This is a genomic window from Gilvimarinus sp. 1_MG-2023, from assembly GCF_030548285.1.
Map to the genome: position 1 here is coordinate 123,130 of NZ_JAUOSC010000003.1, position 11,815 is coordinate 134,944.

An 11,815-nucleotide genomic window follows, 5' to 3' on the forward strand; every position below is an offset into this window, starting at 1 on the left:
TCCAGGCTCAGGTTTTATTGATACTCCGCAGCTGGTTACTTCTGCCGCATAATTGCTGGCTCATTGTTTTCTGTGCAGTTAAGTTGGTTGGTATATTGCCCTCTCAACTTGTCTAACTTTGCCAATTTTAATTACCCAATAATAGGTAACAACCACTTGGGGGGGGGGCGTAAGCAGAACATCAGACCCTAGCTAGACACCAAGAAGCGTGAAACACTAACATTCACTTCCCGGGCAATTATCGATAAAGACTCAACACCGAAACACCGATCGCCTTAAAGGCAAGCACCACTACATTGAGTCTCACCACTTTCTCGAACCTCAACCAACAATTATTATTTGAATAGCCTGTATTGGCATTCCTTTAAATTGCAATTAATGATAGAGCCACCATTCTCCATCACTCAAAATCCAGCGCTCTTTATTAGTAAGCCGACCATAGCCGTTTTTAGTATTTTGCAAACGATGCCGCACATGGACAGTGACATCACACCGGGTTTCTTCGCACTCAGCCGATGCAACTTTTACACTATCCCAACCTCTAGACCCACCGAATTTCATACTGTATAGCGAAGGTGTCGTTCTAGCTTGATAACCAGCTGACGTATACCTTAAAGCTTTTACATAATTGCCAGCCATCAAAGCATCGTAACGCTCCAAAGCTCTCTCCGTCACTCGCTCCTCAGCTGTTTTAGGGGAGACAAGAGCACAGCCACCGGCCAACAATACAGCTAATGTTATTAACGAGGAAAAAGTTTTTTTCATTAATTTCACCTATTGCCTTTCTAAAAATTAGGGTCGATTAACTTGCTATTATCAATCGACTGCTCAAATGCTTTTAGCCCTTTCATTCGACTGCGCATTTCTTTGTTTACCGCACGAATATCTTGGTCGGTTTTCATAACATGCGGAGTAATAATTACCAACAGCTCGGTACGCCTTTCATTAGCAGTGGTACTACCAAACAAGCCACCAATAAGGGGTAAATCTTTTAAAAATGGCAAACCAGTTCGCCCTTTCGTTTGGTTGTCGCTTATCAGCCCACCTAATACCACCGTATGGCCGGATCGCACCGCCACACGGCTTTCAATATTCCTTTCGAAAAAGCTGGCTTGGTCAGTTGCTGCATCCACAGGCCCAATATCGGTGACAGACTGAACTAAATCCAAGGTCACTAGGCCTCCGGCATTAACCGAAGGTACGACATCAAGCTTAACCCCGGTATCCCGGTAGTTAACAGAGTTTGAAATCACACCTCCGTCTGAAATAGTTTGCGAACCCCGGATAGGCTGTTGCGTACCAACATGAATTTTCGCTGCATGGTTATCCAGCACCATAATAGAAGGGTTAGACAAAACCTTAACTAATTCTTTGGTAGACTCTGCACTGAGCAATGTTTGTACGCTACCTAATGCATTCGTGAATGCATAGCCAAACGAAGGGACGCTTACGGTACCGTTGGGCGATAAGCCAACATAGCCGTCGCCAGACCAACCGCCACTTAAGTTATTATCAAAATACCACTCAAGTCCATATTGCAAGTCATCGTTTAAAGTGACCTCTATAATACTTGCCTCAATGAGAATTTGCGAAGGCATAACATCCAATTGCTCTAATGCAGCTTTGATTTTTTTATACTCATTGGCAGTAGCATAAATAAGCAACGAGTTATTAAAATCATCCGCGACAATTTTAATTTCTTCGCCCAAGGAGTAACTGGAGGCACTTGAATTCTTTTGTCGAGATTGCTGGTTAGATGTGCCGCTCGCGCCATCGGACGACAAGTTGCTTGGGGTCAGCCCGGGGGCTACCCCTGAGTTACCGCGGTTTGATGAACCAACACCACCGCCACCAAACACATTGCCAATTAATTGCGCAAGGTGACCCGCCTCACTGTTTTGCACCTCATAGACATACAACTGTGGCTCAGCGCCCTGCGAAGGCGTCCGATCTAAGCGTTCAATCCAGGTCTGAACTTTTCCCAATAGCTCTTTGCGCGGGGTAACTACCATTACCGCGCCCAGCGACTCCAGAGGTACTGTACGAATCAAGCCGCTTAGCGGGCTCGCTTTCTCGCCCACGGAAGTTGCCATTAGGGTGGCTAGTGCCAACTCAACTTCAGCAACTGACGTATACTCGATTGGGAATACCCCCACAGACATGCCAGCCAAAAAATCCACATCAAAAGTGTCGATAATATCCAGCCAGCCGTTTAACTGGGTACTGGTCCCTCCCAGAATCAAAAGGTTTCGCACTGTATCGACTCGAACAAAAGCGTCATCCGGAGCAACTGGCCTCAAAATTTCAGCCATTTGTGCGGCACCAATAAACTGCAAGGGCACAATTACATTGTTATACCCTGGCTGTACATTCGCACTATTGTTAAAAGAAGGGTTAGCCGATCTAAACCCTTTATTTACGGTCACCAAATAGCGCCCATCAGTACGTTTGACCAGTGCTGCGCCATTAGCCTGAAGCATACTCTCAAGGATAACCAATAACTCATCACGAGGAATTGGCGCCTGAGTTCTTAAAGTGACAACACCGGGAATATTGCCCTGCACCTGATACTCTTGAGCTAAAATATCCCCCAAAATACCGTGAACTACATCTATTAGTGGCGTATTTTCAAAATTTAAGCTGACACCGTCACCCACCATTTTTGTGGTCGGTTCAGCTTTCGGGGTAGAAATGGTTTGATCTGACCCCGCATACACTATGTTCTCAAAGTCGTCGTCCACGTCAGTAGCTGTTTCTGAGGTGCCGCCAAAACTTGCATCTGAATTATTTGCATTCTGCTTCAAAACGCTACTAAGTGAGCTATTAGAGCTCTCACTCTGTACCTGACCGTCAACAGTGCTGTTTAACTGTGTACAGGATGACAGCAGTAAACAAATCATTGAGGCCGTCACGCTACCGTGCACAGACATACGCACCTTTTGGGCCAAATTAAATATAGTATTCATCAATTCTCCGAAAAGTCTTGTTCGCTGCCGGTCCATGTTTTGGGCAAGGGCTGGCGGGGCTTGAACTCAATTTCTGTAACCGTAGATTCACCGGGAACGCGGCCGCCCAACAACAAAAACACAGCTTTGTTTTCTGTCACATCAGCTAAACGCCAATCCTCATACACTTCTTCGACCATAATACGGTGCACATCTTCACCAATTTTAAGCACGACACTCGATGACTCTTGGGCGACCATCACACCTAAAATTTCGGCACCATCTAAAGCCGTATTAGGTTTCCTTTTAACAGGTTTGGGATCTGGTTTAGGTTCGGGTTTGGGTTCAACATAAGGCTTGCGCTCGGACCAAAACACCGGGCGCTCGTTAATAACCGGATTCAGCTCTTGCTGGGACATTAAGGCAAACTCAGTAAGCTCAAACATAGAAGCGTCAGCCGGTGCAGGGTCGATATCAACAGCGCGGTTCATAAGTCCAATCACCACCATTGACAACATCAATACGATCGCAGTCAATGCAAAAACAATACGTTTTATTTTTTGAAATAACATAACGACCCAGCGCTTAGTTCTGAATGACAGCAAAGCTAGTTAACACGACAGCCACTTCCAATGCCTGTGGATCGGCATTTCGTCTACGCTCGGGCCGTAAATCTATGGAATCTACCACAACTATTGGCTGATGATCAGCGACTAACATTAACAGCTGTGTGATTTGCTCCATTTGCATCGTCGCGTCTATACGCACCCTCACTCGCTGCAAGCTATCCTGCTCCACAAACGGTAAAACACGGCTCCCCTCTACAGAAACACCCACCTGAGTAAAAAGGTCCCGCATTGCATTCTGCATACTATTGCCAATGACGTTCTCGTCCTCACCCGTTAGGATTAAACGAGCTAAAGTTCGCTCGGAATCCTCAGATGACGCTAAAATTTCTGCCTCGGCCTCATGCAACCCCTTAAGGCGAGCTATCCTTGGCTCAATTCGTGCCAAAGAGCTGTGTGTTTTATATGCTGTTACCAACAAGGTCAAACTGGGGACTGCAACTGCCGTTACCACTAGTGTCAGTATGATTACCACAACCCACTGCGAGGGGTTCAAGCCTTTTAGCCACCTCATAGCTCACCTGCATTATTTGTAGCAAGCTGTAATTCCAGCTCAAACCGCTCCACATTACTTCTACGTACCTGCCTAATCGCCGAAACGGGTTTTACTCCCTTAAAATCGCCGCCCTCAGTAAGCTGCTGTATAAGCTCCGCCGCATTGTTAGCATAACCGCTGACTTCTATTTTGCCCCGCTCCTGCTCGTACCCACCGAGCCAAGCGTCATCACCCAGCTGATCACTCAATATCGCCAAAGGAATCAAAGGACTAATGGTCTCAGTTTTCTCTCGCTGCAGAGCCTCTAGAGTGTTATTGTTTTCTAATAATTTGTTGCGATATCGCATCGCAACCGCTGCGGCGTCTTCGCTCGCTTCCAACGCCTGCTGCACTTCGGCATACCTATGGTTTTGATAAATAGCAGGAAGAGCCAATAGCAGTGAAAGCGAAAACAGGCCCAAAATAAAAAAACCGCCTAACGAGAATAATCGCTTCTTATACAACTTATTGCGATGGTGCTCACCAAACCCCTCCAGCACAACCGGTTGGCCCTTATGTTCTGCCCAAATTTCAAAATCATCCTGCTTGATATCGGCATGGGTTTGATGCAACAACGTCATAACGCTAGACCGACTGACTATTGCCAGAACCAACTCCACAGAGCGATTCCCGGTATCATTTAAGCGCGCCCCGACCATGCGGTCTTCTGCTAAAAAAGGACTCGATGCATCAACTTCCGCAGAGATGACCCCAGGCAAGTTAGCCAACGCGGCCCGCGGCAACATTAAACTACGTGCCAACACAAAATCATCAGGTAACACTATCGCAGCCAATCCGGCTCCTTTAGCTGCTGTTAACTCAGGGGCTTTCCCTTTATCCCAACGGTATGTGGTTACTGATTTATCGAGAGCTTCTCTAACCGGTGAACTATAAGCCCAAAACACCTCCTGCCAAGCACGCTTAAACAGCCAGCCAAGCTGACGCAAGTCAACACCGAACAATTCCCATTGATTACTCTTCGACAAAACTGTCACTCTCAAATTGTAGATTTTGTACTTTGAAGGCTGGGTAGCGCCGCCCAATCCCCTTCCCTGGCTGTAACCATGCGCTGCGCTGAAAAATCGCATCTCCACCAAACGACAGTCGCGTATCAACACGCGAAGGTTCTCTCAGTCGCAACTGATCATGAGCGGAGCCATCATTTTCCGGCTGGTTTTCAGCGCCCGTGGCCTGCAACATCACCCTTAGCTCGTCGGACATTGTCGCAGGATCTAGTTTTCCGCCATTACAATCCACGCACAGATACCATTTGGCATACTCAAACACAGTACGAGTGAAGCCGGGGGCACCCATGACATCCTCTAGCACCCCAACTGTCGGCGGCCCTTCTCTCTCATTGCCCTCACCAGACGGCGCACGCCACTCTACCACAGATTCGGCTAATGCCAGAGCCTCGGCAGCTTCCAGGTTCGCAGCGCCGGTAAAAACCGCGGCCAAAGTCTCAACATCAGCGGCTAGCACATCAACCAAACCTGATTGCGGCACTATCCGGACCCAAATACGATAACCATCTAGCAAAACCTCCCCCTGTAGAGGAGTGTCAGCGCCAGAAACCTCAACTAATCCACTTGCGACCAGACGCATTGCAGCATCGCCAAGTGACTCTGCTCTCGCTTGGTTCATGTACATACGCACCGATTGCGAATCCAGCCGCGACAGCCCCATTAAACCTGCCACTAAAATTGCCATTGCGGCTAAAAACCACAGCAACAATGCCAGCGCCACACCGTTCTGTTTAGTAAGAGCCGGCACGCTATAGCCTCCCCACCTCAAGGATAAGTTCCGGCCAGTAACGTCCCGCAACTTTCAACTGAAACTTTACATGTGAGGGCATGCCGGCAGACAACCCCTCACCCCAAGCTTCAAGCCACTCAGAGTAAGCATTCGCCCGAAAGGCAACGTTAAACTCTTCAACGTCTTTCACCAAAATGTAACTTGCGTCTTCTTCGGTCCAGTGCTGGTTGCTTTTATCTTTGCGATAGCGGAGCATCAAGTCCGTATCCAGCTTGGACAGCTTCAATTGCCACCCCCCCCCGGAAGCACCGGGAAACGGTACCGGTGCAAGCCACTCGACCTCATTCTCGTCACCAATGAAATACTGCCCTGCCGGTAACCCATGCCTGGACTTCATGATTGCCTGATTAGATCCAAGACTTCCCCGCAAAAAGCGGGTGACCGCCACCATCGAAGAGGTGCCATCAGACTTTCTCTGTAAGGTTTCCTGGGTTAGCGCCAATGTGCGCATCGCGGTGACCGTTGCCAGCACAATCATCGACAAAATGGCAATAGAGACTACTACCTCTACGAGGGTAAAACCGCGACTGTTAGAGGTCATCAGGCACCATCTCGACAGGCACAACAGATGGCAAGTGTACGTCTTTGGCCAGTTGATCCCCCCAACGTACCCACACATCTATTTTATGCAAACCAGTCTCTTCACCATCAGCGTTCAGCAGCGGTTGCGATTTCGCCTCCCAGCGATACCCATCTTCGGCGCCACCTTGTACAGACACCCCTTCAGGGGGGACCACACTATAATTTGCTAATAGAGACTGCGCCATGGTTACCGCATAAGCGTAATCCTCGGTGGTACTGATACTGCGGGTAGCCCCGCCCGCCGCCTGATACAGCATACCCAGTGATATGCCCAAAATAGCCACTGCCACCACCATCTCGAGCAGCGAAAACCCACCTTGCGGCTCTTGCATTTTCACGACTCATCCACCGTTTGCTCTACCCGCCCCAAAAGCCATCCCACATGTAATCTCACCCAGCGATTGTTCCGGCCTATTTTTACCGTGCCTCCGGTGGAGCTACCATCTCCAAAAAAACGTATTGTGGCTGCATCTGGGGTTGCCATTTGCTCCTGTGCCGTTTGCGTTTCGAGGTCGACAAACTCTGGTAAATCACGGGACTCGCCATTGGCGTAAGTTAAACGTTTAATGCGGGGCGTTAAGATCACATCGGTGGGCTTACCCTGCAACATTGCCGTATAGCGGGCAGATTCTAAAGCTTGGCGAACGTCCCGCACCGCTTCACGGTACTGCATAGACTGATACATTTTGTACGACGCAGGCACCGAGACCGCAAGTAACAGTCCCGCGATACTAAATGCAATAAGCAACTCAAGCAGGGTAAACCCCCGCTGGCCGGCCGAGGTTTTAATGGCCATTCAACTCACTTAACGCACTTGCCAATTGCCAATATCGGCATTTTCGCCCTCTCCGCCAGGGCGCCCATCTGCGCCGTAAGAAAGGACATCAAACTGACCGTTTTCACCCGGAAATTTATACTCATAATCGTTATTCCAAGGGTCTTGTGGCAGCTCATTACGACGCAAATAAGGGCCGTCCCAACCCGCCACACCGCCTGGGTCTTTAACCAATGCCTCAAGGCCTTGTTCGGTGGCGGGGAACTTCCCGGTATCCAACATATAAATCTCAAGCGCTTGCTCAAAATCTCGAATTTGCACCCCAGCGGTATCCGTTTTGGCGCCACCTAACTGGTTGAGCACTTTTGGACCGACCAAACCGGCCAGCAAACCAATAATAGCCAGCACCACTAATAATTCGACCAATGTAAAACCAACTTGCTGTTTTTTTCTCATAGGATTACCTTTTAAACACACTACATAGCCAAATCGTTGACAGACAAAATCCCCATCAATATCGCTACAATAATAAAACCAATCATACCGCCCATGCCTAAAATTAAAATAGGCTCTAACAATGTTAGGCTGCGCTTGATACCGGCCGACACTTCATCATCGTAGACTCGGGCCAATTCAAGCAGCATATCCCCTAACTGGCCCGACTCCTCACCTACCCGCACCATTTGTATCATTAAGGGCGAGAATTCCCCGCTATCGGCCAGTGCCTGCGATATACGCCCACCACCTTTTACTGCGGGAGCCAGAGCTTCTAGAGAGTGTCGCACTATAGTGTTAGAGACTGTATCTGTTGCAATATTAATTGCCTGAAGCACTGAGACACCACTTTCGAGCAAAGTTCCCAAAGTACGCGAAAAGCGCGCCACCTCATATTTATACACCACAGGACCAAACACCGGTAACTTTAGCAAACGGGCATCTAACACAGCTTTGCCTTTTGGAGTTTTCAGCCAGCGTTTTATGCCGTAAACCGCCAAACCCCCAATAACAACAAGGTAAATACCATTACTTTTAATTGCCTCGCCACCGGCAATCACCAACTCAGTCACTAGCGGCAACGACTCACCCATATCGGCGAATAACGCCTCAAACTGCGGCACCACAAAACCCAACATAACCAGCACGGAAATTAAGGATACGGCAGCCAATATGGCAGGGTAAATTAGTGCCGATACGACGCTTGAGCGGACTTGCTTAGCATTTTCTAGCTGCTGCGAAAGCCGCGCTAAAATCGCCGCCAGGTTGCCGCTGGCCTCCCCTGAACGAATCATGCTGACATAAAAATCATCAAATAATTCGGGCTTTTGTGCCAGCGCTACGCTAAAACCCTTCCCCCCTTTTACCATTGCCAGTATATCCTCATAAACCTGGCCGGCAGCGGCATTGGGTGCCATGTCAATCAGCACTTTCATGGCTCGGTCTATAGGTAAGCCGGCACGCAACAATACCGACAGCTCACTGGTAAACGATAACACCTGATTTTTACCAAAGACGCGACCACTCGCCGCACCGGAAGTGGCTGTAACCGGCCCTAGCGAAATAACCACCAAGCCCTGACTGCGCAAGCGGCTGTTAGCCGCCGGCTCAGAGGGGGCTTCGAGCACCCCCTCAGTTAATGTACCGTCGCGCTTGGCGGCTTTGTAAGAATATTCAGGCATAATTATCAATAACACCGTGACGCATAGCTGTAAACGTTACGCATAGTAGCAGAGTGACTGAGTGAATGGGCGAACTCAAACAAGGAAGTGCACAACAACAGCAGCTGGAGCACAGCGTCAAGCCTGCACTTTACGCAGCACCATTTGGTCTAGCGGCTAAATAATGTCGGCCGTTTCGGTTTGATCCTGGGTGACGCGCAGCACCTCATCGAGCGAAGTTACTCCAGCCGCCACATTGCGTAGCCCGTCTTCGTACAAAGTGCGCATACCACCGGCGCGGGCAGTGGCGTGGAGCTCGGTAGCATCGGCGCCCGATTGCACCGCCTTGTGCATCGCTCCGTCCATCACAAACAGTTCATGGATCGCAGAACGGCCCTTATAACCACTATTTTTGCATTCAGCGCAGCCTTTTGCCTCGTATATATGAGATTGTCCCGGCTTTAAAAATTCTGCCAGCCCAAGCTGCTCTGCCTCACCCTCGTGCAGATCGCGCGAGCTTTTGCAGTGGCCACATAAAGTTCTAATAAGACGCTGAGCGAGCACACCGTTTACCGAAGAGGTAATTAAATAACGCTCGATACCCATATCTTCTAGCCGGGTAATTGCACCTGCGGCGGTATTGGTGTGCAAGGTCGACAACACCAAGTGCCCCGTTAAGGCCGACTGCACCGCAATTTGCGCCGTTTCGCCATCACGCATCTCACCGATCATTATAATATCCGGGTCTTGACGCAAAATTGCGCGTAGTGAGCGGGCAAAAGTAAGATCTATTTGCGACTGAACCTGGATTTGATTAATACCGTCAATCTGATACTCGACCGGATCTTCAACAGTAATGATTTTTAACGCCGTTGAGTCCAGCGTTGAGAGTGACGCATTGAGAGTCGTTGTTTTACCCGAACCAGTTGGCCCTGTTACCAGCAACACCCCGTGCGAACGATTTAACAACTCAGTGTAAGTTGTTAAATTATCCTCAGCAAAACCCATACGAGAAAGACTGAGCTGCACGCCATCGCGATCGAGCACACGCATTACAATGCTTTCGCCATGTACAGTGGGGATAGTAGACACGCGCAAGTCCAGCTCGTGGCCCTTAACCCGAGTCATAATACGCCCATCTTGCGGTAAGCGTCGCTCAGCAATGTTCATACGCGCCAGTAGTTTCAGTCGCGAAGCAATCGCAGGAGCCAAGCTTAAGTCGGGCTTGTTAGCTGCATCCTGAATAACGCCATCTACGCGATAGCGCAAGTGCAGGTCATCCTCAAACGGCTCGACGTGTATATCCGAGGCACCCATATCTAGCGCTTGATGAATGATCTGATTCACCAGGCGAATTACCGGCGCCTCGCTAGCCAAATCCTTTAGATGATCGACAAATTCTTGCCCATCTACTTCGCCCAAAGCCAGCTCATCGACATCTGACTCTTCGGCTTCGACGTGTTGGCGCAGCTTTATCGCCGCAGCAATGTCGGCTGCGGCCCCCAAATGAACGGTACACTCACAACCGAGGGCCAAAGTCAGCGCCTTTTTTAAAAAAACATCTTGCGGCACACATGCGGCAAACTCAGGCTTTACACCGATTTTTAAGGGCACGACACGATTGCACTCCCAAAAGCCCTCTGGCACTTGCGATACAGCAACAGGCTCATCGGGGTAATCGCCCGGGGCTAGCAACTCGACGTCCAACTGGCGGGATAATACCGCCAGCAAATCTGGCTCGCCAATTAACCCTAAGCTTACCAGTATCTCGCCAAAGTACCCGCCCATCTCGGTTTGCGCCAAAAGCGCACGTTCGACATCGCGCTGGGTTAAGCGGTTTTCCTGAACTAAATGTTCACCTAACTTCATGTATTAAAGTTCTTCCAAACAATGGCCATGGTTATGACTCGTCTTCACCAGCTGCTGGAGCTAGCTGCTCGCGAACGGCTTCAAACAGCTCGGTATTGATTGTCATATTCTCCTTATTTAATGCTCGGGCCTGTAGAGTCGTGTTACTATTTACCTCTCTGAGCAACTCGCGTTTTTGCTTGGCAATGATTTCATCTTTTACAGCCTCAAAAGGCAACTGCTCAGCCTTGGCCTTCTCATTAAGCTGGATAATGTGGTAACCGAACTGGGTTTTTACCGGGTCTGAGATATCCCCCACCTCGGCCAGAGCAAATGCGGCTTTCTCAAACTCAGGGACCATCTTACCCTTTTCAAAAAAACCTAAATCCCCTTTATTTTGCTTAACCGAAGGGTCGCCGGAAAACTCCAGAGCCAAATCGGCAAAGGGTTCACCCGCTTGCAGTTTCGCCTTGACCTGCTCGGCTGTCGCCAATGCAGCCTCAGGCGTTTCATTAATTTTAATAAGAATATGACTTACCGACACCCGGTCCGCCTTATAATAACGCTCGGGATAGGCGGTATATTCCTCTTTGGCGGACTGCTGCCAATCCACCCCCGCAAAAGCCTCACGTGTTGTGTAGCGGCGATAAGCCTCGGCTTTTAATTTTTCGCGATAATAGTCAGACTGCCACTCCAACAGCGCACCGTCTACCTTCTCTAAGCCGTCGTATTGACGAGCCAACAGCTTGGTTAAAAAAATCGCATCCGTCACACGATTCAATAATTTATCAGTCTCAAGTATTTCTTGGCGCTGCTCAGCCTTTAAGTTCACAATCGCATAATTCACAATATCTTGCACCGTTACGGTGACATCGCCTTCGGCCAGTATGACCTCACCCTGAGCATCTTGTTCTGCAGTCGCCAGTGGAGACACTAAAATAACGGCAATCGCCGCTACACGTTTACAGACTTTCATCAACATCAAACACCTAATTCAATTAAACAGTAACAATAATAATAAAACGCAGGCCGAC

The 11,815-nt window shown here is 49.1% G+C and carries 13 protein-coding genes; all 13 read right to left on the minus strand.

The genetic code is table 11. The features are described 5' to 3' along the window. Positions 1-375 precede the first annotated feature (375 nt). Positions 376-765 carry a hypothetical protein gene (locus tag Q4563_RS06015; protein ID WP_303603955.1) on the minus strand — a complete coding sequence of 130 codons (390 nt, stop codon included), beginning with the start codon at positions 763-765 and terminating at the stop codon, positions 376-378. 20 nt (positions 766-785) lie between these two features. Beyond that, complete coding sequence (gene gspD, locus Q4563_RS06020; protein WP_303603956.1) at positions 786-2,966, minus strand: type II secretion system secretin GspD; 2,181 nt, start codon at positions 2,964-2,966, stop codon at positions 786-788. After that, a complete protein-coding gene (locus Q4563_RS06025; protein ID WP_303603957.1) occupies positions 2,966-3,517 on the minus strand; it encodes a hypothetical protein in 552 nt (183 codons plus the stop codon). The genes gspD and Q4563_RS06025 overlap by 1 nt, the downstream gene beginning before the upstream one ends. A gap of 13 nt (positions 3,518-3,530) precedes the next feature. After that, entirely contained in the window at positions 3,531-4,085 is a 555-nt protein-coding gene (gspM, locus tag Q4563_RS06030; protein ID WP_303603958.1) for a type II secretion system protein GspM, read from the minus strand. Next, a complete protein-coding gene (locus tag Q4563_RS06035) occupies positions 4,082-5,092 on the minus strand; it encodes a PilN domain-containing protein (protein WP_303603959.1) in 1,011 nt (336 codons plus the stop codon). The genes gspM and Q4563_RS06035 overlap by 4 nt, the downstream gene beginning before the upstream one ends. Next, positions 5,079-5,879, minus strand: coding sequence for a hypothetical protein (locus Q4563_RS06040; protein ID WP_303603960.1), 801 nt, complete (start codon positions 5,877-5,879; stop codon positions 5,079-5,081). The genes Q4563_RS06035 and Q4563_RS06040 overlap by 14 nt, the downstream gene beginning before the upstream one ends. A gap of 1 nt (position 5,880) precedes the next feature. Continuing rightward, the gene (locus Q4563_RS06045; RefSeq protein ID WP_303603961.1) at positions 5,881-6,462 is read right to left on the minus strand and encodes a prepilin-type N-terminal cleavage/methylation domain-containing protein; all 582 of its coding nucleotides are present in this window, start codon (positions 6,460-6,462) and stop codon (positions 5,881-5,883) included. Continuing rightward, positions 6,452-6,835: a prepilin-type N-terminal cleavage/methylation domain-containing protein gene (locus tag Q4563_RS06050; protein WP_303603962.1), complete on the minus strand. Its 384-nt coding sequence runs from the start codon at positions 6,833-6,835 to the stop codon at positions 6,452-6,454. Before Q4563_RS06050 ends, Q4563_RS06045 begins: the two co-directional genes overlap by 11 nt. A 2-nt stretch (positions 6,836-6,837) precedes the next feature. Then, the gene (locus Q4563_RS06055; RefSeq protein WP_303603963.1) at positions 6,838-7,299 is read right to left on the minus strand and encodes a type II secretion system protein; all 462 of its coding nucleotides are present in this window, start codon (positions 7,297-7,299) and stop codon (positions 6,838-6,840) included. Between the two features lie 9 nt (positions 7,300-7,308). Beyond that, on the minus strand, positions 7,309-7,734 hold the full coding sequence (gene gspG, locus Q4563_RS06060) for a type II secretion system major pseudopilin GspG (RefSeq protein WP_303603964.1): 426 nt from the start codon (positions 7,732-7,734) through the stop codon (positions 7,309-7,311). A 20-nt stretch (positions 7,735-7,754) separates the two neighbouring features. After that, positions 7,755-8,954, minus strand: a complete 1,200-nt coding sequence (locus Q4563_RS06065) for a type II secretion system F family protein (protein WP_303603965.1) — start codon at positions 8,952-8,954, stop codon at positions 7,755-7,757. 156 nt (positions 8,955-9,110) lie between these two features. Further along, positions 9,111-10,802 carry a GspE/PulE family protein gene (locus Q4563_RS06070; RefSeq protein WP_303603966.1) on the minus strand — a complete coding sequence of 564 codons (1,692 nt, stop codon included), beginning with the start codon at positions 10,800-10,802 and terminating at the stop codon, positions 9,111-9,113. Positions 10,803-10,833: 31 nt separating this feature from the next. Continuing rightward, complete coding sequence (locus Q4563_RS06075; RefSeq protein WP_303603967.1) at positions 10,834-11,757, minus strand: peptidylprolyl isomerase; 924 nt, start codon at positions 11,755-11,757, stop codon at positions 10,834-10,836. Positions 11,758-11,815 lie beyond the last annotated feature (58 nt).

Coding starts and splice junctions, on each gene's coding strand:
- Q4563_RS06065 (WP_303603965.1), bottom strand. CDS start 8,954: ATGCCTGAATATTCTTACAAAGCCGCCAAGCGCGACGGTACATTAACT.
- Q4563_RS06075 (WP_303603967.1), bottom strand. CDS start 11,757: ATGAAAGTCTGTAAACGTGTAGCGGCGATTGCCGTTATTTTAGTGTCT.
- Q4563_RS06015 (WP_303603955.1), bottom strand. CDS start 765: ATGAAAAAAACTTTTTCCTCGTTAATAACATTAGCTGTATTGTTGGCC.
- gspM (WP_303603958.1), bottom strand. CDS start 4,085: ATGAGGTGGCTAAAAGGCTTGAACCCCTCGCAGTGGGTTGTGGTAATC.
- Q4563_RS06045 (WP_303603961.1), bottom strand. CDS start 6,462: ATGACCTCTAACAGTCGCGGTTTTACCCTCGTAGAGGTAGTAGTCTCT.
- Q4563_RS06055 (WP_303603963.1), bottom strand. CDS start 7,299: ATGGCCATTAAAACCTCGGCCGGCCAGCGGGGGTTTACCCTGCTTGAG.
- gspD (WP_303603956.1), bottom strand. CDS start 2,966: ATGAATACTATATTTAATTTGGCCCAAAAGGTGCGTATGTCTGTGCAC.
- Q4563_RS06070 (WP_303603966.1), bottom strand. CDS start 10,802: ATGAAGTTAGGTGAACATTTAGTTCAGGAAAACCGCTTAACCCAGCGC.
- Q4563_RS06025 (WP_303603957.1), bottom strand. CDS start 3,517: ATGTTATTTCAAAAAATAAAACGTATTGTTTTTGCATTGACTGCGATC.
- gspG (WP_303603964.1), bottom strand. CDS start 7,734: ATGAGAAAAAAACAGCAAGTTGGTTTTACATTGGTCGAATTATTAGTG.
- Q4563_RS06050 (WP_303603962.1), bottom strand. CDS start 6,835: ATGCAAGAGCCGCAAGGTGGGTTTTCGCTGCTCGAGATGGTGGTGGCA.